Origin of the sequence: Streptococcus suis YS56 (genome assembly GCF_000440115.1) — a bacterium.
Classification (GTDB): Bacteria; Bacillota; Bacilli; order Lactobacillales; family Streptococcaceae; genus Streptococcus; species Streptococcus suis_L.
The window spans coordinates 1-18,323 of the sequence record NZ_ALMY01000043.1 but is presented as its reverse complement, the minus strand read 5'-3'; the positions used below and the strand labels follow the sequence as shown (position 1 = coordinate 18,323).

Sequence of the window (18,323 nt, the reverse complement as noted above, 5' to 3'; positions counted from 1 at the left end):
TTGACTTGATTTGATGAACTTCAGTTCTATCTGCATCTGCGTCGCCTAGTCTGATTTTGATTTTCATTGAGTATAAATATGCTATATCAGTTAGTATGTACTGTCCTCTCTTGTCAAAAAGTTGTGAAAAAACAAGGATATTTCTACCCCTGTTTTCCCTTTTTATCTATTAGTTGAAATCAACATACTCTTTTTGAAGTTCAAGAACTTCTTCTGCCGTAGCACATTCTGTCAAGGCACGGTGAGCATATTCTTCCATCTTAGCTGTATCCAATGTCTTCATGAGGCTACGTGTACGAAGGACAGAAGTTGCACTCATAGAGAACTCATCCAAGCCCATTCCCACAAGAAGTGGAACAGCTTGTTGGTCACCAGCCATCTCACCACACATACCAGCCCATTTGCCTTCTGCGTGTGCAGCCTTGATAACGTTGTTGATCAAGCGAAGGATAGATGGGTTGTATGGTTGGTAGAGGTATGAAACTTGCTCGTTCATACGGTCTGCAGCCATTGTATATTGGATCAAGTCGTTCGTACCGATTGAGAAGAAATCAACTTCTTTAGCGAATTGGTCTGCAAGCATTGCTGCTGCAGGGATTTCAATCATGATACCAACTTGGATATCATCTGCAACTGCTACACCTTCAGCCAACAAGTTTGCTTTTTCTTCATCAAGGATTGCTTTTGCTGCACGGAATTCTGACAACAAAGCAACCATTGGGAACATGATACGAAGTTTACCATGTACAGATGAACGAAGAAGGGCACGCAACTGAGTACGGAACATTTGGTTACCAGTCTCAGAGATAGAGATACGAAGGGCACGGAAACCAAGGAATGGGTTCATTTCATGTGGAAGGTCGAAGTAAGGAAGTTCCTTATCACCACCGATATCCATTGTACGAACCACAACTGGCTTGCCATTCATACCTTCAAGAACAGCCTTGTAAGCTTCGTATTGCTCATCTTCAGTTGGGAAGTCTTGTGAGTCCATGTATAAGAACTCTGTACGGTAAAGACCGACAGCTTCTGCACCGTTATCGTTTACACCTTCAACGTCTTTTGGTGTACCGATGTTTGCTGCCAATTCAAAGTGTTTGCCGTCAGCTGTAACAGTTTGTGCATCTTTCAAAAGTGCCCACTCAGCTTTTTGTTTAGCATAAGCTTCACCAGCCGCTTTAAATTCTGCAATTTGTTCTTCAGTTGGGTTGATAATCACATCACCTGTGATACCGTTCACAGCGAGTACATCGCCATCTTTAACGATTTCAGTAATGTTATTTGTACCCAATACAGCAGCAATTTCAAGTGTACGAGCCATGATAGCTGAATGACTTGTACGACCACCGATATTTGTTACAAATGCTTTAACAAATTGTTTGTTCAATTGAGCTGTATCTGATGGAGTCAAGTCATGTGCAATGACGATAGATTCTTCGTTAATTGCAGATGGGTTTGGAAGGCGAACACCTAAGAGATTTGCCAATACACGTTTAGCAACGTCACGGATATCTGCTGCACGCTCTTGCATGTATGGGTTATCTTCCATACCTTCAAAGATTGCGATGAACATATCCGTAACTTCTTTCAAACCAGTCTCAGCATTTGTCTTCTTAGCACGGATAGTCTCTTTAATTTGACCGATCATCTCTGGATCAGCAAGTACCATCAAGTGTGCATCAAAAACAGCTGCGGCTTCTTCACCAAGGCTAGCTACTGCGTTCTCACGAATAAGAGAAAGCTCGTTTTGAGATGCTGCAAGAGCAGCATCCAAACGAGCTTCTTCTGCATTTGTGTCTTCTACTGTAACAGTTTCGAAGGACAAATCTGGCTGAACGAGTAGATATGCCTTAGCAACGGCAACACCGTCAGATGCTGCAATTCCTTTAAGCATTTCTGTCATATTCTTATGCCAATCCTTCTTTTTCCATTGTTTCAGTGATAGCTGCGATTGCGTCGTCAGCGTCAGCACCTTCAGCTGAGATAGTTACATCAGCACCTTGACCAACACCAAGGCTCATTACGCCCATGATTGATTTAAGGTTAACTGATTTATCTTTGTAGTTCAATGTGATGTCTGAAGCAAACTTGCTAGCAGTTTGAACAAGCAAAGTTGCTGGACGTGCGTGAATACCAGTTTCTGCCACAATGTGGAAGTCTTTTGAAGCCATATTAGGATTCTCCTTTATTTTTACAAAATTGTGAGTTATTTGTGATAACCCTTACAAAAAGCATTATACCACTTTTTGAAATCATTTTCAAGAATTTTTTGCGTTTCTTTCAAATTTGAGCTGCAGAAAAATCCTTATTTGGCTTGATTTATCTCTCGATAAGCTGAGTCAACAAGTCTGCAAATTGACTGGTTGACAGTCCTGCTTTTCCTAGCATTTTTGCAAAATCTGCTGTCACCTGTCCATTATCAAAAGCAACTTCTAAAGCCGAAATAATCAAGTAACTCGCTTCTATCCAACCCATATATTCCAGCATCATGCAGGCAGAAAGGAGGAGCGAACAAGGATTGGCTACATTTTTTCCAGCAATATCTGGAGCTGTTCCATGAGTAGCTTCAAAAACAGCATGCCCAGTTTGATAGTTGATATTTGCCCCAGGAGAAATACCAATGCCACCGACTTGAGCAGCCAAGGCATCTGAAGCATAATCTCCATTTAGGTTGGTCAAGGCCACAACATCAAATTTTTCTGGTGCTAATAAGATTTGTTGCAAAAAGTTGTCCGCAATTATGTCATTTACAAGGAGCGTCCCATCTGCTACTTGCTGACTGTATTCTTCTTGAGCTAGTTCATACCCCCATTTTCGGAAACCACCCTCTGTAAATTTTTGGATATTTCCTTTATGAACGAGAGTAACTGTTCTAAGCCCATGCTTCAAAGCATAATCAATCGCAGAGCGGATCAGTCGTTTACTTCCCTCTACCGAGATGGGTTTGATACCAATACTTGACGTCTCTGGAAAGCGAATTTTCTGCACTCCCATTCTTTCTTGAAGAAAGTCGATCACAGTTGCAACTTCATCAGTACCAGCCTCCCATTCAATCCCTGCATAGATATCCTCTGTATTTTCACGAAAAATAGTTATATCGGTCTTTTCTGGATTTTTCAAGGGACTCGGAACACCCTTAAAATAGCGAATAGGTCGGACACAAGCAAACAGATCCAACTCTTGACGAAGGGCAACATTCAGGGAACGATGTCCTTTACCAACCGGTGTCCCCAAAGGTCCTTTAATGGCTAGCAAATGCTCCCGAATCGTCTCCAAGGTCTCAACCGGTAAAGATGTCCCTGTCAACTCTAGCGCCGTTTCACCTGCCAAGACTTCCATCCATTGAATGGAACGCTGACCACTATAGGCCTTTACAATTGCAGCATCAATGACTTTTTGAGCCGCTGGCCAAATATCTTGTCCAATACCATCCCCCTCGATATAGGGAATAATCGGATGATTGGGGACGGTGAGTTTTCCATCTCTCATCACTATCTTTTCTGCCATATTTACCTCTTTCCAATCGGAATATATACCAAATCTCTGCTACCTATATAGGAAGAACGTGGTCGAATTAACTTATTATTCTTCCGTTGTTCTTGAACATGGGCTATCCAGCCAGCCATGCGACTCATGGCAAAAATCAATGTAAAAATATCACTGTCAATTCCAAGGACATAATAAACAGTTGCTGAATAAAAATCTACATTTGGAATCAGACCCTTTTTATGCTTGATAAAATGCTCAACCTCTTCCGATAGCGTGTAAAAAACTTCATTTTCTGTCCCTGCTGTCAAATCACGCGCCATTTCCTTTAAATATTGCTGGCGAGGATCAACTGTTTTATAGACCCGGTGACCAAAGCCCATAATTTTTTCATTTGAATCCAGTTTTTTCTGCAGGTAACCTTCGGTATCTCCGTATTCTCGAATGGCCAGAAGCATATCAAACACCCGTTCATTTGCACCACCATGCAAGGAACCTTTTAAGGTTCCAATGGCAGTCGTCACGCAAGAATACAAGTCTGTCAAGGTAGAAGCTGTCACACGAGCAGCAAAAGTCGAGGCGTTTAACTCATGATCTGCATGGAGAACCAATGCCTTATTGAAGGCCTTAACTTGCAACTCGGTCGGCTCTTCTCCATTCAACATATATAGGAAATTTGCCGCAAAACCTAAATCTGCTCTCGGTTCAATCGGAACCAGTCCTTGACGGAGACGAGCAAAAGTTGCAATAATGGTCGGAACTTTCGCCATAATTTGAATAGATTGTTCATACAAGGCTTCTAAAGAATTTTCTTCAGCATGTACGTTATAAACTCCCAAAAGTGACACAGTTGAGCGAAGTACACTCATAGGGTGGAGGTGTCGACGGGATTGGATTAAAATGCACTGTTCAACCGCATCAGAAATAGCATATTCCTCACGTAACTTTTTCTCAAAATAATTCAATTCAATTTGCGTTGGCAAATGCAAATTCCATAGGAGGTAAATCACTTCTTCAAACGAAACATTATTCTCCATCAATTCAGCAATGTCATACCCTGCATAGGACAAACGGTCATTTTCAATTGCACTAATTCGCGTATCACAGGCAATCGCATCTTTTAACCCATTCGTTTCTGTCATACCTTTCCTCCTAGTTTCTTTCTTACTACCATAGGTAAAATACCTCCGTGGCGATAATAACGAATATCCGCTTCTGCATCAAACCGCACGAGAGCTTGAAACTCCTTTGTAACATCGTCTGTTTGCGCATGGACTGTTACAATTTGACTAACACCGACATCTTCTGGCAAGTCGATTGTATAGCTTTCATGTCCAGTCAAGCCAAGACTTTCTGCCGACTGACCTTCTAAAAATTGTAAAGGAAGAACACCCATCATCACTAAGTTTGAACGGTGAATCCGCTCAAATGACTCAGCAAGAACAGCCTTCACACCAAGTAAACTTGAACCTTTGGCTGCCCAGTCACGGCTTGACCCCATCCCATAGTCTTTACCAGCAATAACAATACTACCGACACCAGCTTCCTTATATCTCATAGCCGCATCATAGATTGGAAGAATCTCATCGCCAACTCTTGTCCAACCACCAATTTTTCCAGCTGCCAGCTCATTCTTTATACGAATATTTGCAAAAGTCCCACGCATCATGACTTCGTGATTTCCACGACGACTTCCATAAGAATTAAAATCCTTATAAACAATGCCATTCTCTTCGAGATAACGAGCGGCTGGACTCAATCGTGCAATATTCCCTGCCGGGGAAATATGATCTGTCGTTACGGTATCGCCAAATTTAGCCAAAACAGATAAATTTTCCAGTGGTTTTATGGATAAATCTGCCTGCATATTGTCAAAATAGGGAGGATTTTGAATATAGGTTGAAGATGAATTCCAATTGTAATTCTTATCCGTTTTTGTTTCAATCGCATTCCAAGCCTGACTATCTGTAAATACCTGTTGGTATTCTTCTTTATAAAGGTCACAAGTCACATAACGCTCAATGTAGTCATCTACCTCCTCGCGACTTGGCATAATGTCCGCAAGGTAGACAGCTTGTTGCTTCTCATCATACCCCAGCGGATCCCTTGTTAAATCTACATTCATATTTCCCGCAATAGCATAGGCAACAACAAGCGGAGGGCTCGCTAAGAAATTAGCTTTTACCAATGGATTAATCCGTCCTTCAAAGTTACGATTTCCAGATAATACCGCAGAAACCAATAAATCTTCTTCCTTAATCGCCTCCGCTACTTCAGGACGCAGATCACCTGAGTTACCGATACAAGTTGTACAACCATAGCCAACCAAATTGAACCCTAAAGCATCTAGATAGGTCTGCAAACCTGATTTTTTCAAATAGCCAGTCACTACTTTTGAGCCTGGTGCCAATGACGTCTTGACCGTCTTAGAAACTGCCAAACCTTTTTCTACCGCATTTTTTGCCAGTAATCCTGCTGCCAAAAGGACATACGGATTGGAGGTATTTGTACACGAGGTAATCGCCGCAATAGCAACATGACCTGTTTGAATTTGCTCATCTCCTTCAACATACTTAACCGAGGCTGTTTTATCTAACTCTGCTTCCTCCAAACCAAATCCACGAACACCTACTTCACGTATTAAACTAGCCTGAAACTCTGCTTTTGCATCTGTTAATTCTATCAAATCCTGTGGTCTTTTAGGACCAGAAATAGATGGGACTACTGTCGATAAATCCAATTCTAAAACCTTGCTATAAGACGGAAAACGTTCAGCATCATAGAATAAATAATTAGCCTTAGCATAGGCTTCTGTCAACTCCACGTGCTCCTCCGAACGGTTGGTCAATCTCATATAATGTAAAGTTTCTCCATCAATCGGGAAATAGCCACAAGTCGCACCGTATTCTGGAGCCATATTGGAAACAGTTGCTCGATCCGCTAATGTGAGAGAAGATAAACCTGGTCCAAAGAATTCGACAAACTTCCCAACTACATTTTCCTGACGTAGAAGTTGAGTGACCTTAAGAGCCAAATCCGTTGCAGTAGCAACCTTAGGCAATTGCCCTGCTAGGCGAACACCAATCACCTCAGGGATAGGAAAATAAGATGCTTCACCCAACATTGCAGCTTCCGCCTCAATACCACCCACACCCCAACCAAGTACACCAATACCATTAATCATGGTCGTATGACTGTCTGTACCAAACATAGAATCTGGATAAAGCAAGCCATCCTTGTTGATAATAACATCGCTTAGAAATTCAATGTTTACCTGATGGATAATTCCTGTCGCTGGAGGCACTGCACGATAATTTTCAAAGGAATTCTCTGCCCATTTCAGAAATTCATAGCGTTCATTATTTCTCTCGAACTCTAAGTCAATATTTTTCTCCAGAGCATCTTCAGTCCCAAAAAAATCAACTTGAACAGAGTGGTCGATGACTAAATCCACTGGAATTTCTGGGTTAATCAATTCAGGGTTTCCATCTACTTTCACCACCGCATCACGCATGGAGGCTAAATCTACCACAACAGGAACACCTGTAAAATCTTGCAAAATAACACGACTAGGTTTAAAGGGGATTTCTCCTTTAGGAGATGCCGCCTGATAATGAAGCAACTCCATTATGTGATTTTTTGTAACGTCTACGCCATCTTCTTTTCTTAAAAGACTTTCTAATAAAATACGAATAGTATAGGGAAGTGAATGAATATCCATTTTTTCTCCCGTTGAAATCGAATCCAATGCATAATATGAATATTCTTTCCCTTTATGAAACAAGCTTTTTCTATGTAATTTTTCCATATTTTATAACCTCTTTCAGCATTATTGAATAGTATAGTACAAAAGGTAATATATATTCAATACATGTATAACTATAAATGTTATATTTTGTGACACCGTATGTTTCCTTCAAAATATTATGACATTTGCAGAAAAGCTAATCTATATTTTACTGAGAGATTGTTAGGGTTATCAAACTAAATAGAAACAGCTATGTAAACGCTATTTTTCGACTTAGCGGCAATGAGCAGAGGTACAATATATGGTGTTTTATAAAAATATTATGCACTATATTTTGTGATTTTAAATAAACTTCCTTCTTGACTTTAACCTTAAAATCTTGTATCCTAGATTGGTAACAAAATTGGGATTTTTTATTAATCCCTCATGGACAAAGGAGAAATTGAATGGTAACGATCTATTCAAAAAATGATTGTGTACAGTGTAAAATGACCAAGAAATTCTTGGACCAACATAGTGTAGATTATAAAGAAATCAATCTAGATGAACAGCCTGAATTTATCGATCACGTAAAAGGTCTCGGTTTCTCAGCTGCACCTGTTATCGAAACTGAAAATGATGTTTTCTCAGGTTTTCAACCAGGAAAACTAAAAGCCTTGGTTTAACTCCCTACTGTTTATAGAAAGAGATTGCGACTATGAGTTTAAAAGAGCTAGGCGATGTGTCCTACTTCCGTTTAAATAACGAAATCAACCGTCCTGTTAATGGGCAAATCCCACTCCACAAGGACCAAGAAGCGGTTAAGGCCTTCTTTAAAGAAAACGTCCTCCCAAATACCAAGCAATTTGATAGTATTTTAGACAAGATTGCTTATCTATTAGAAGAAAATTACCTTGAAAAAGAGTTTTTGGACCAATACAGTCCAGAATTTATCATCAAAATTGATCAATTCTTGAAAGACCAAAATTTCCGCTTCAAGTCCTTCATGGCTGCCTACAAGTTCTACAACCAGTATGCCCTCAAAACAAACGACGGTGCCTACTATTTGGAGAGCATGGAAGACCGCGTTCTCTTCAACGCCTTGTATTTTGCAGAAGGTAATGAAGACTTGGCCTTGAACTTGGCTAACGAAATGATCCATTTGCGTTACCAACCAGCCACTCCTTCTTTCCTCAACGCAGGCCGTGCCCGTCGTGGTGAGTTGGTATCTTGCTTCCTCATCCAAGTCACAGACGATATGAACTCCATCGGACGTTCCATCAACTCTGCTCTGCAATTGTCCCGTATCGGTGGTGGTGTTGGTATCTCCCTCAGCAACTTGCGTGAGGCAGGGGCTCCAATCAAGGGCTACGAGGGAGCTGCTTCTGGGGTTGTTCCTGTCATGAAACTTTTCGAGGATAGCTTCTCTTACTCTAACCAACTTGGCCAACGCCAAGGTGCTGGGGTAGTGTATCTGGATGTTTTCCACCCAGACATTATCGCCTTTCTTTCGACTAAGAAGGAAAATGCTGACGAGAAAGTGCGTGTGAAGACCTTGTCACTTGGAATCACTGTTCCTGATAAGTTCTATGAGTTGGCACGTAAAAATGAAGACATGTACCTCTTCAGCCCTTACTCCGTTGAATTGGAATACGGTGTGCCTTACAGCTACCTTGATATTACGGAGAAATACGACGAGTTGGTGGCAAACCCACGTATTCGTAAGACAAAAATAAAGGCCCGCGACCTAGAAACAGAGATTTCTAAACTGCAACAAGAGTCTGGTTATCCTTACGTCATCAACATCGATACTGCCAACCGCAGCAATCCTGTTGACGGTAAGATTATCATGTCCAACCTCTGTTCAGAAATCCTTCAAGTTCAGACGCCAAGCGTTATCAACGACTCTCAGGAATACTTGACCATGGGAACAGATGTGTCATGTAATCTTGGCTCAACCAACATTGTCAACCTGATGAAATCGCCTGACTTTGGCCGTTCTGTCCGTACCATGACACGCGCTCTTACTTACGTTACTGACCACTCACACATTTCTGCAGTGCCGTCTATCGAGGCTGGAAATGAGCGCGCGCATTCAATCGGTCTTGGTGCTATGGGACTTCACTCATACTTGGCACAAAACTTGATCGACTACGGATCAAAAATAGCTGTGGAATTTACCAATATCTACTTTATGCTCCTCAACTACTGGACCTTGGTAGAATCAAATAACATTGCCCGCGAACGCAAGGCGACCTTCCACAACTACGACAAATCAAAATACGCAGACGGCACTTATTTCGATAAGTATGTGACTGGGGACTACCAACCGCAATCTGACCGTGTCAAAGAACTCTTTGAAGGGATTTTCATTCCAAGCGGACAAGATTGGGCTGACTTACGTGAGAAAGTCATGGCAGATGGTCTTTACCACCAAAACCGTCTAGCTGTTGCTCCAAACGGTTCTATCAGCTACATTAACGATGTTTCCGCTTCTATTCACCCAATCACACAACGGATTGAGGAACGCCAAGAGAAGAAAATCGGTAAAATCTACTATCCAGCAGCTGGCTTGGCAACGGAAACCATTCCATTCTACAAGTCTGCCTACGATATGGATATGCGCAAGGTTATCGATGTCTATGCTGCTGCAACTGAGCACGTTGACCAAGGTTTGTCTCTCACCCTCTTCCTTCGCAGCGAGCTTCCAAAAGAACTCTACGAATGGAAAAAAGAGAACAAACAAACAACGCGTGACCTCTCTATCCTTCGCAACTATGCCTTTAACAAGGGAATCAAGTCTATTTACTACATCCGCACCTTTACCGATGACGGCGAAGAAGTCGGCGCAAACCAATGTGAAAGTTGTGTGATTTGACGTAGCAAGATTAGCTGTTGGAAAAACAACTACCTAATCTACGCTAACCGCTATCGGCGGATTAGCTTACTACCTTACGACACTGTCGTTCATGATATGAAGTAACTAATGAGCGCTCGATTAAAAATCCCTTTTAGGGGATTTTTTTACAGGCTACTATCTATTTGTGATATAATATTTGAAGTATAAGAAAAAGAAAGAGAATATGATGGAAACCTACTACAAAGCCATAAACTGGAATGCCATTGAGGATGTTATTGACAAGTCAACTTGGGAAAAGTTGACCGAGCAATTCTGGCTCGATACACGTATCCCATTATCAAACGACTTGGATGACTGGCGTAAACTGACTGCTGAAGAAAAAGACCTGGTTGGTAAGGTCTTTGGCGGTTTGACCCTCTTGGATACCCTTCAATCTGAAACAGGTGTCCAAGCTCTTCGCAACGATATTCGTACACCGCACGAAGAAGCTGTTTACAACAACATCCAATTCATGGAGTCAGTCCATGCCAAGTCTTACTCTTCTATCTTCTCAACCTTGAATACCAAGTCTGAGATTGAAGACATCTTTGAATGGACCAACAGCAACGAATACTTGCAACGCAAGGCAAAGATTATCAACGAAATCTACGAAACAGGTACACCGCTTGAAAAGAAAGTAGCCAGCGTTTTCCTAGAAACCTTCCTCTTCTACTCTGGTTTCTTCACGCCACTCTACTACCTTGGTAACAACAAGCTGGCCAACGTTGCTGAAATTATCAAGTTGATTATCCGTGACGAGTCTGTGCACGGTACCTACATCGGTTACAAGTTCCAACTTGGTTTCAATGAATTGTCCGAGGAAGAACAGGACAAACTCCGCGACTGGATGTACGACTTGCTCTACCAACTTTATGAAAATGAAGAGGGCTATACTCGTTCTCTCTATGATGCAGTTGGCTGGACTGAGGAAGTCTTGACTTTCCTTCGTTACAATGCCAACAAAGCCCTCATGAACTTGGGACAGGATCCACTCTTCCCAGATTCAGCAGATGATGTCAACCCAATCATCATGAACGGTATCTCAACCGGTACATCTAACCACGACTTCTTCTCCCAAGTTGGTAACGGCTATCTTCTTGGTGAAGTGGAAGCTATGCAGGACGATGATTATCTTTACGGTTTGTAATCAAAAAAAGCAGTTCAATCTGAGCTGCTTATTTTTTTATACCAAAAATAGAATCATCAAATAGGAAATTCCATTATTTAACATATGTAGCGCAATCGGATAACGAATATCACGTTTGATCAGATAGAGCCATCCTAGATTGAGTCCCATCGTGAAATAAATCAAAAATTGGGGAAGGGTTGCTGGCATATGGACCAGACTAAACAAAGACCCCGTTACAACAAGATAGATTCCAACAGCCTTCATATCTGCTATTTTAGGGAAGAAATAGGTCGCTAAAAATCCACGGAAAATCAATTCTTCTAAAATGGGAGCAAAAACTACTACTGAGCTAAATGCAATCAAGGGATAAGCTGATACGAATTCGATCACAAGCTTTTGGTTTTCACTTTCTGGGACTGGTATAATAAATTGGAAGATAAAAAATGCAATATAGAGTAATATCGGCCATTGAATCTTATGGAACCATGAAGCTGCCACACGATAGTCAACAGAATGACGTGGATAGATATACTTCCATAACAGAATAATGAGCGCAATAGAGAGAACAAGACCAATTATCGCACAAATCCAAATTGTACTATCAATCAACTGGGCAGGAATGTCAGGAATCGTTTGTAAGGTTGGTCCTACCATTAGAAAACCTGAAGCAATTTGATAGGCAACAAAGTATAGAAATAGTAAAGCAACGTGTTTGATAAATTTCAACATATTCCCTCCCTAAAAGCTCAAGTCAACAATATTATCGACTCGTACCAACTTGGTTTCAAGCTCCCCATTCGCTAATTCACGAGAAATTTTAACCCAATCCTCATCAACTGCCAAAATGGTGTATTCATAAGTAATAGAAAATTCCTCATCAAAGCGGATTTTGGCTTTACTTCCGACCAATTCTTTCAATAAAACTGACATCTGATTTTCTCCTTTTGTAGTTTTCTGCAATTTTTTTACCCTAGCTTGCAACTGCTTCACTTTTTTCCTATCTGATAGAGAATTGAAAAATAGAAATCCTACTAGAATCCATAAAAATAGTTCCATCCTATCCTCCTATATCAAGCCCAGACTTTGCATCAGAAGCATCAACAAAAATCCAAGAAGATTATTCAGACTGTGTAGAATAAGTGCATTGGTATATTTGCCAGAAATACGATAGGCGAGTCCTAGGACTAGGCCCATACCTCCGTAGACAACCCAAGATCCGATATTGGTCGGATTGTGAATAAGTCCAAACAGAAAACTCGATAGCAATAATCCCACAATCGAATCCTTACCAAAGACTTTCCCCATAAGAATCCCTCTGAAAAGCAGTTCCTCCAAAACTGGAGCAAAGAAAACTGCAAAGAGAAATAAAACTAAGGTTGGCAAGCCTGAATTGTTGATAATTTCCTGATTGGCAGTCGTCTGACCGTATCCCTCTTCCAGCATAATCAATTGCCCACCAATTATTTTCAGACCAAACATAACGATAAAGGCGAGGGCTACAAAACCAACATTCGCACCTATCCCCCACTTCTGCTCACCTTTCCACAGACCTAATTTACCAGTCAAGATAAAACCAAGCACCACAGCAACCAACAAGAAGGCAGCAGCAATCAGAAGGTTTTTCCCATCAAAATTTGGTAGAGTAAACATGGCCATCTGGGTCAATACATTAAGGGCAACGACAGCTAGTCCCACTAAGAGAAACTTCCAATTTTTAACCACATTCCAATCTTTGACATTTCCAAGTCTATTCATAGCAATCTCCTTAATATAAACAATTATTTTTCGTTTGGTAAAAGATAAAGTCTTTTAGTTTACTTTTAGTACTAGGCAACGAGCCGCAGGCATAACTGGAGTTAGGCAAGGCGAGTTAACGAAGTAATAAAAGAGAAACTAAATGATGACAGCAGTGCAGGCAAGCCCAAAACCAATGGCAAGAGGATAGTCAGGGTTGACAAATCAATCTGCCCAGTAGCCAGCCACTCTCCGAAAATATAGCCAACTGCGTAGGAACCAAGGCCGATAATCCCTAAGAAATAAACAATTTTTAGAATCGATGTAAACTTTTTATTCTCTTTCATAATCACTACCAAAACCTTTCATTATTTAAAATAACGACGAACCATGCGAACCTGCATGACATTGATGTAAATGTGAAGAAAGGCAACAACTAGAAATGCTGTAATTTGTCGCTCCTGCAATAGCATGCTAAGTACAAATAGGAATAGATACAAACCTGGTAACACGATTTGATTCAAAGTGAAGACGATTTGGAAACTCATTTCGTAGTTTGCTTGTTTCTCCCCCTCGTCCATTGCCTCAGCGAAGTCTTTCATCTCTTTTACTGTAGCAAATGCAGATAACTTATAGTCTCGAATTTTCTCTGTTAATTTAATAATAATCACTTGAGTAATTAGAAGTACGATAAAGAGAACCAAGTCAAAAATTGACCCATACATAACCGCACTCTCTTCTAAGAAGGCAACTCCAAATCCTAAAACTAAATTTAACAGAGTCAATGATACGGCAACATTGAATGATATGGTCGCATATTCTAGGTTACGATACATTTTTTTATACAGTTCATCAAAGTGTTCTTCTTCCTCATCTGAAATAGAATGGTAAAGATGGTATTTTTTATTAGCTTTAATACCAAAATAAATGGTTCCGGCAAAAATTACAAAAGTAATGATACGCAAACAAAACAAGAAATTATCTAAATTGATAAAAGACGGTAATCCAAGCTTAGAAATCGATACTCCAAAAAAGCCACAAAATGCTCCGAAAATTGCTCCCAAAAACAAATATGTAAGATTTCTGAGCCATCTTTGTTTTGTCGTTAATTGTTTCCCTTGTTTCATTCTTCTACCTCCACTAATTGAAAGACATTCTCCACATTTTCATTAAAAATTTGTGCTATGCGCATGGCAATGACCACCGAGGGCGTATATTCTCCCCGCTCAATCAAGCTAATGGTCTGTCGCGAAACCTCTGCTAACTTGGCTAGTTCTGTCTGATTGAGACCATCTCTGGCTCGCAATTCCTTGAGCCGATTTTTTAAGACATATTCCATGAGTTTTCCTTTCTAGGCTTGGTAGATAACCATGCTTTTTTCTGTTACAGCTACTTCTACCGCCACTTCTTTGAATTTTGCCATCAGTAAATATGTATAATAGAAATCACCAATACAAGCCACTGAATGCATGGTTGCTAGAATCTGATAAGCCCCTTTGTCAAGCCAACCAAACATTGCAGATGCTGTCAACCCCAAACTAATCAGAACGAAAGGAGCAAGGGCAATTACAACTGTTTGGAAACGATTATAAAGGGAGTTGGGACTGATTGCATAAGCCATACCTGTTTTCCATTTAATTCCATATTTGACAGGATTTTTGGGACAAAAAATTTTAAAAAACAGTCCATGAATCCATTCATGAATGATAATAAGCAATAGAAAAACAAATAGTACTTCAATGAATTGCATCTCACTCATGATATTTTGAAACTCAACTCTAGAAGCTATGAATCCAAATAGCCAATAGAACGGAAACACTAATAAAACTGTAGTTACGTATAACCTTGCTGCCAACTTTTTATCACTTCTAACATCTACTTCATATAATTTCTTTTTCGCTTCCATGTTTCTTCTCCTTCTATTTCACCTAGCTCAAACTCAATAAACCTAGAGCAACTCCAATCAATAATCCGACAATACAGGATTCTGCAATCATAATCGCTGCCATATCTGCTGAAATGTGTCGTTTCATGGTCTATCTCCTTCTACTTATTTCCTTTTTTCTCCATTTGTAAACTTGCTTCGATACAAGCAATTGAAGCAATTAGAGTAGTCATTAGAGCTGTATCCATATCGCTCCATCCCAGCAAATCAGAAAGGAGAATGTAAGCCAATAATAGAATGGACCCTATTTCGACTGCACGCGCAACGGTTGTTCCTGTAATCAAAATTCCTTTTTTATTGCTATTTATCTTTTTCATTGTTATACCCCAACTTTCTTTTTTTCTTGTCTGATGAATTCGTTTTTATCTCCTTATCTTGATATCATTGTAACACTTCTTTTTCTTTTTGACAAGTATATTTGTCAAAAAAATAATAATTTTTGTCAAAAAGTTTATGAATGTTGTCAAATTGACTAGAATGGATTACAAAAAAACTCCTTCATCCAGAGGATAAAAGAGTTTTTCGGTATAGATTATAAGTTATCAGCTACGCTGTTCAAGAGGGTTTGGATAGCAGAGGCGTCACTACCACCTGCCATGGCCATGTCTGGCTTACCACCACCACGACCTGCTACGATTGGAGCAAGGACTTTGATAAGGTTCCCAGCATGAACATCGCTTGATTTGCTGGCTACAAGGACATTGACCTTGTCACCGATTGCAGCAACCAGCACCAAGACATCTGAGTAGTCTTTTTGCTTCCAGTTGTCAGCGAAGGTACGGAGGGCACCAGCGTCTGATACTTGGACTTGGCTGGCAATGTAGCGAATGCCATTAGCATCATTGACATCTTTGAAGACATCACCAGCAGCGGCTGCCGCTGCTTTTTCTTTCAGAGCCGCATTTTCTTTTTGCAGGTCACGAACTTGCTGAGCAAGACTTTCAACCTTGTTTGGCACTTCCTTGATCTGTGGTGACTTGATGGTTGCTGCTACTTCTTTGAGGGCATCTTCTTGGTCACGATAGGCAAGGAAGGCGTCACGGCCTGTTACCGCAATGATACGGCGAGTACCTGAACCGATACCTTCTTCTTTCAAAATCTTGAAGATACCGATTTCAGCGGTGTTACCAACATGGGTACCACCACAGAGTTCCACAGAGTAGTCACCGATAGTAACAACGCGGACTTCTTTACCGTATTTTTCACCGAAGAGGGCCATGGCACCCATTTCCTTAGCTGTGTCAATATCAGTCTCAACTGTCACAACTGGAATAGCATTCCAAATTTGTTCATTGACTTCTTCTTCAATACGACGAAGTTCTTCTGCAGTAACTGCCTCAAAGTGCGTAAAGTCAAAGCGGAGGAAGTCTTGCTCATTCAAGGAACCAGCCTGCGTTGCATGCTCACCGATAATATTGTGAAGAGCTGCATGGAGCAAGTGAGTTGCTGTGTGGTTCTTCTCAACACCCTTACGGCGTTTTGTTTCGATTTCAAGTGTGTAGGTTTGACCAACTGAAATGCTTGCGGACAGTTCAACTGTGTGCAATGGTTGACCATTTGGTGCTTTCTGCACATCGATGACAGTTGCAACAATGTCTCCAGCAGCATTTTTCACAAAACCATGGTCTGCAACCTGACCACCCATTTCTGCATAGAATGGTGTTTGGTCAAAGACGAGGAGAGCTTGACCTTCTGAGACTGCTTCTGTACGCGCATTATCAGCCACAATGACAGATAAACTTGCTTCAAGAGCTGTTTGACCATAAACAAAGGTCGACTCTTCTGTGATAGCAGCCAGAGTTTCATTTTGCATACCCATTGAACCACCTTTGACAACTGAAGCACGTGCACGGTCTTGTTGCTCTTTCATAGCCGCTTCAAAGCCAGCAATGTCAAGGGTCATACCACGGTGCTCAGCCAATTCTTCTGTCAATTCTACTTGGAAACCATAGGTATCATAGAGTTTGAAAATGTCACGACCATCAATCTCAGACTTACCTTCTGCCGCCAATTTGTCCATCAATTGCTCAGCAAATTGTGAACCTGTGTGGATGGTACGAGCAAACGACTCTTCCTCACTCTTAACAATCTTCTCAATGAAGGCACGTTTTTCAAGTACTTCTGGATAGTAGCTTTCCATGATATTGCCAACTGTCTCCACCAATTTGTACAAGAATGGCTCTGTAATGCCCAAACGTTGGCCATGCATAGAAGCACGACGAAGTAAACGACGAAGGACATAACCACGACCTTCATTCCCAGGAAGGGCACCATCACCGATAGCGAATGACAAAGCACGGATGTGGTCTGCGATAACCTTGAAGCTCATGTTGTCGCCATCTTGGTCATAAGTCTTACCAGAAATCTTTTCTACTTCACGAATAATTGGCAAGAAAAGGTCAGTTTCAAAGTTGGTCTTAGCCCCTTGGAAAATAGCCGCCAAACGCTCTAAACCTGCACCCGTATCAATGTTTTTGTTAGGCAATTCCTTGTATTCAGAACGCGGAACAGCTGGGTCTGCGTTAAACTGGGACAATACGATATTCCAAATCTCGATGTAACGGTCATTTTCAATATCTTCTTCCAAGAGACGGATGCCGATGTTTTCAGGGTCAAAGTCTGTGCCACGGTCAAAGAAAATCTCCGTATCTGGACCAGAAGGACCTGCACCAATTTCCCAGAAGTTGTCTTCAAGCGGAATCAAGTGGCTTGGCTCAACACCAAGAGCAATCCAACGATTGTATGAATCCACATCATCTGGATAGTAAGTCATATAGAGCTTGTCTTTTGGAAAGGCAAACCATTCTGGGCTTGTCAAGAGCTCAAAGCCCCACTCAATCGCTTCATCACGAAAATAATCACCAATAGAGAAGTTACCAAGCATTTCAAACATGGTGTGGTGGCGGGCTGTCTTACCAACGTTTTCAATATCGTTGGTACGGATCGATTTTTGAGCATTGGTAATCCGTGGGTTGTCAGGAATGACAGAGCCATCGAAATATTTCTTGAGGGTTGCCACACCAGAGTTGATCCACAAAAGAGTTGGATCGTTAACAGGGACAAGATTTGCTGAAGGCTCAACAGAGTGACCCTTTGATTTCCAGAAATCCAACCACATTTGGCGGATTTGTGCTGATGATAATTGTTTCATAATTAAGATACCAAGCCCGATTAGAAGGCGACTGAAAAATAGGAAACTGACAGGAAATACTGATTTCCTAGACAGTTTATCTTTTTTCCGAGCCTTCCGGGCGGGTTCAATTCAGAAAATTATCCAAATTGAACATTTCCTTTCATATAATGATATTTTAAGAGAAAGGACCTAGTCCGAGTTCAACTAAGATACTAAGGGCGTTAAGCGGACACCGTCAAAATAGGAAACCTGACGAAGAGGCTGGGCAAA

General features: G+C 41.0%; 17 protein-coding genes. 3 read left to right on the top strand and 14 right to left on the bottom strand.

What is annotated here, in order from left to right; all coding sequences use genetic code 11:
• Nucleotides 1-169: 169 nt before the first annotated feature.
• The 5 genes from ptsP to acnA form a co-directional block, all read right to left on the bottom strand.
• On the bottom strand, nucleotides 170-1,903 hold the full coding sequence (ptsP, locus tag SST62_RS0105480) for a phosphoenolpyruvate--protein phosphotransferase (protein WP_029186600.1): 1,734 nt from the start codon (nucleotides 1,901-1,903) through the stop codon (nucleotides 170-172).
• 4 nt (nucleotides 1,904-1,907) lie between these two features.
• Nucleotides 1,908-2,171: a phosphocarrier protein HPr gene (locus SST62_RS0105475; RefSeq protein WP_024378446.1), complete on the bottom strand. Its 264-nt coding sequence runs from the start codon at nucleotides 2,169-2,171 to the stop codon at nucleotides 1,908-1,910.
• 148 nt (nucleotides 2,172-2,319) lie between these two features.
• On the bottom strand, nucleotides 2,320-3,507 hold the full coding sequence (gene icd / locus SST62_RS0105470; RefSeq protein ID WP_029186599.1) for an NADP-dependent isocitrate dehydrogenase: 1,188 nt from the start codon (nucleotides 3,505-3,507) through the stop codon (nucleotides 2,320-2,322).
• Between the two features lie 2 nt (nucleotides 3,508-3,509).
• Nucleotides 3,510-4,628: a citrate synthase gene (locus SST62_RS0105465; RefSeq protein WP_029186598.1), complete on the bottom strand. Its 1,119-nt coding sequence runs from the start codon at nucleotides 4,626-4,628 to the stop codon at nucleotides 3,510-3,512.
• Nucleotides 4,625-7,294, bottom strand: coding sequence for an aconitate hydratase AcnA (gene acnA / locus SST62_RS0105460; RefSeq protein WP_029186597.1), 2,670 nt, complete (start codon nucleotides 7,292-7,294; stop codon nucleotides 4,625-4,627). The genes SST62_RS0105465 and acnA overlap by 4 nt, the downstream gene beginning before the upstream one ends.
• 386 nt (nucleotides 7,295-7,680) lie before the next feature.
• Here acnA and nrdH point away from each other — a divergent pair, with 386 nt between their 5' ends.
• The 3 genes from nrdH to nrdF all read left to right on the top strand — a co-directional run bounded on the left by nrdH (nucleotide 7,681) and on the right by nrdF (nucleotide 11,259).
• Nucleotides 7,681-7,899 carry a glutaredoxin-like protein NrdH gene (gene nrdH / locus SST62_RS0105455; protein ID WP_004299071.1) on the top strand — a complete coding sequence of 73 codons (219 nt, stop codon included), beginning with the start codon at nucleotides 7,681-7,683 and terminating at the stop codon, nucleotides 7,897-7,899.
• 32 nt (nucleotides 7,900-7,931) lie between these two features.
• Nucleotides 7,932-10,091: a class 1b ribonucleoside-diphosphate reductase subunit alpha gene (gene nrdE, locus SST62_RS0105450; RefSeq protein WP_029186596.1), complete on the top strand. Its 2,160-nt coding sequence runs from the start codon at nucleotides 7,932-7,934 to the stop codon at nucleotides 10,089-10,091.
• A 208-nt stretch (nucleotides 10,092-10,299) separates the two neighbouring features.
• The gene (gene nrdF, locus SST62_RS0105445) at nucleotides 10,300-11,259 is read left to right on the top strand and encodes a class 1b ribonucleoside-diphosphate reductase subunit beta (protein ID WP_004299066.1); all 960 of its coding nucleotides are present in this window, start codon (nucleotides 10,300-10,302) and stop codon (nucleotides 11,257-11,259) included.
• Nucleotides 11,260-11,295: 36 nt separating this feature from the next.
• On the opposite strand, the gene SST62_RS0105440 is transcribed toward nrdF, so the two are convergent.
• The 9 genes from SST62_RS0105440 to alaS all read right to left on the bottom strand — a co-directional run bounded on the left by SST62_RS0105440 (nucleotide 11,296) and on the right by alaS (nucleotide 18,071).
• Nucleotides 11,296-11,970 carry a CPBP family intramembrane glutamic endopeptidase gene (locus SST62_RS0105440; protein WP_029186595.1) on the bottom strand — a complete coding sequence of 225 codons (675 nt, stop codon included), beginning with the start codon at nucleotides 11,968-11,970 and terminating at the stop codon, nucleotides 11,296-11,298.
• 9 nt (nucleotides 11,971-11,979) lie between these two features.
• Nucleotides 11,980-12,297 carry a hypothetical protein gene (locus SST62_RS0105435; protein ID WP_029186594.1) on the bottom strand — a complete coding sequence of 106 codons (318 nt, stop codon included), beginning with the start codon at nucleotides 12,295-12,297 and terminating at the stop codon, nucleotides 11,980-11,982.
• Nucleotides 12,298-12,306: 9 nt separating this feature from the next.
• Nucleotides 12,307-12,996 carry a CPBP family intramembrane glutamic endopeptidase gene (locus SST62_RS0105430; protein WP_029186593.1) on the bottom strand — a complete coding sequence of 230 codons (690 nt, stop codon included), beginning with the start codon at nucleotides 12,994-12,996 and terminating at the stop codon, nucleotides 12,307-12,309.
• 101 nt (nucleotides 12,997-13,097) lie between these two features.
• Nucleotides 13,098-13,322, bottom strand: coding sequence for a hypothetical protein (locus tag SST62_RS0105425; RefSeq protein ID WP_050571893.1), 225 nt, complete (start codon nucleotides 13,320-13,322; stop codon nucleotides 13,098-13,100).
• A 21-nt stretch (nucleotides 13,323-13,343) separates the two neighbouring features.
• Nucleotides 13,344-14,102, bottom strand: a complete 759-nt coding sequence (locus tag SST62_RS0105420) for a DUF3169 family protein (RefSeq protein WP_029186591.1) — start codon at nucleotides 14,100-14,102, stop codon at nucleotides 13,344-13,346.
• Entirely contained in the window at nucleotides 14,099-14,314 is a 216-nt protein-coding gene (locus tag SST62_RS0105415; protein ID WP_012028279.1) for a helix-turn-helix transcriptional regulator, read from the bottom strand. The genes SST62_RS0105420 and SST62_RS0105415 overlap by 4 nt, the downstream gene beginning before the upstream one ends.
• Nucleotides 14,315-14,326: 12 nt before the next feature.
• Nucleotides 14,327-14,881: a DUF3267 domain-containing protein gene (locus SST62_RS0105410; protein WP_029186590.1), complete on the bottom strand. Its 555-nt coding sequence runs from the start codon at nucleotides 14,879-14,881 to the stop codon at nucleotides 14,327-14,329.
• Nucleotides 14,882-15,021: 140 nt separating this feature from the next.
• Nucleotides 15,022-15,237: a hypothetical protein gene (locus tag SST62_RS0105400; RefSeq protein ID WP_024379659.1), complete on the bottom strand. Its 216-nt coding sequence runs from the start codon at nucleotides 15,235-15,237 to the stop codon at nucleotides 15,022-15,024.
• A 215-nt stretch (nucleotides 15,238-15,452) separates the two neighbouring features.
• Nucleotides 15,453-18,071, bottom strand: a complete 2,619-nt coding sequence (alaS, locus tag SST62_RS0105395) for an alanine--tRNA ligase (protein WP_029186589.1) — start codon at nucleotides 18,069-18,071, stop codon at nucleotides 15,453-15,455.
• Nucleotides 18,072-18,323 lie beyond the last annotated feature (252 nt).

Bases quoted from the DNA above. Each gene is read 5' to 3' on its own strand.
- ptsP (WP_029186600.1), bottom strand. From the start codon at position 1,903: ATGACAGAAATGCTTAAAGGAATTGCAGCATCTGACGGTGTTGCCGTT.
- SST62_RS0105475 (WP_024378446.1), bottom strand. From the start codon at position 2,171: ATGGCTTCAAAAGACTTCCACATTGTGGCAGAAACTGGTATTCACGCA.
- icd (WP_029186599.1), bottom strand. From the start codon at position 3,507: ATGGCAGAAAAGATAGTGATGAGAGATGGAAAACTCACCGTCCCCAAT.
- SST62_RS0105465 (WP_029186598.1), bottom strand. From the start codon at position 4,628: ATGACAGAAACGAATGGGTTAAAAGATGCGATTGCCTGTGATACGCGA.
- acnA (WP_029186597.1), bottom strand. From the start codon at position 7,294: ATGGAAAAATTACATAGAAAAAGCTTGTTTCATAAAGGGAAAGAATAT.
- nrdH (WP_004299071.1), top strand. From the start codon at position 7,681: ATGGTAACGATCTATTCAAAAAATGATTGTGTACAGTGTAAAATGACC.
- nrdE (WP_029186596.1), top strand. From the start codon at position 7,932: ATGAGTTTAAAAGAGCTAGGCGATGTGTCCTACTTCCGTTTAAATAAC.
- nrdF (WP_004299066.1), top strand. From the start codon at position 10,300: ATGGAAACCTACTACAAAGCCATAAACTGGAATGCCATTGAGGATGTT.
- SST62_RS0105440 (WP_029186595.1), bottom strand. From the start codon at position 11,970: ATGTTGAAATTTATCAAACACGTTGCTTTACTATTTCTATACTTTGTT.
- SST62_RS0105435 (WP_029186594.1), bottom strand. From the start codon at position 12,297: ATGGAACTATTTTTATGGATTCTAGTAGGATTTCTATTTTTCAATTCT.
- SST62_RS0105430 (WP_029186593.1), bottom strand. From the start codon at position 12,996: ATGAATAGACTTGGAAATGTCAAAGATTGGAATGTGGTTAAAAATTGG.
- SST62_RS0105425 (WP_050571893.1), bottom strand. From the start codon at position 13,322: ATGAAAGAGAATAAAAAGTTTACATCGATTCTAAAAATTGTTTATTTC.
- SST62_RS0105420 (WP_029186591.1), bottom strand. From the start codon at position 14,102: ATGAAACAAGGGAAACAATTAACGACAAAACAAAGATGGCTCAGAAAT.
- SST62_RS0105415 (WP_012028279.1), bottom strand. From the start codon at position 14,314: ATGGAATATGTCTTAAAAAATCGGCTCAAGGAATTGCGAGCCAGAGAT.
- SST62_RS0105410 (WP_029186590.1), bottom strand. From the start codon at position 14,881: ATGGAAGCGAAAAAGAAATTATATGAAGTAGATGTTAGAAGTGATAAA.
- SST62_RS0105400 (WP_024379659.1), bottom strand. From the start codon at position 15,237: ATGAAAAAGATAAATAGCAATAAAAAAGGAATTTTGATTACAGGAACA.
- alaS (WP_029186589.1), bottom strand. From the start codon at position 18,071: ATGAAACAATTATCATCAGCACAAATCCGCCAAATGTGGTTGGATTTC.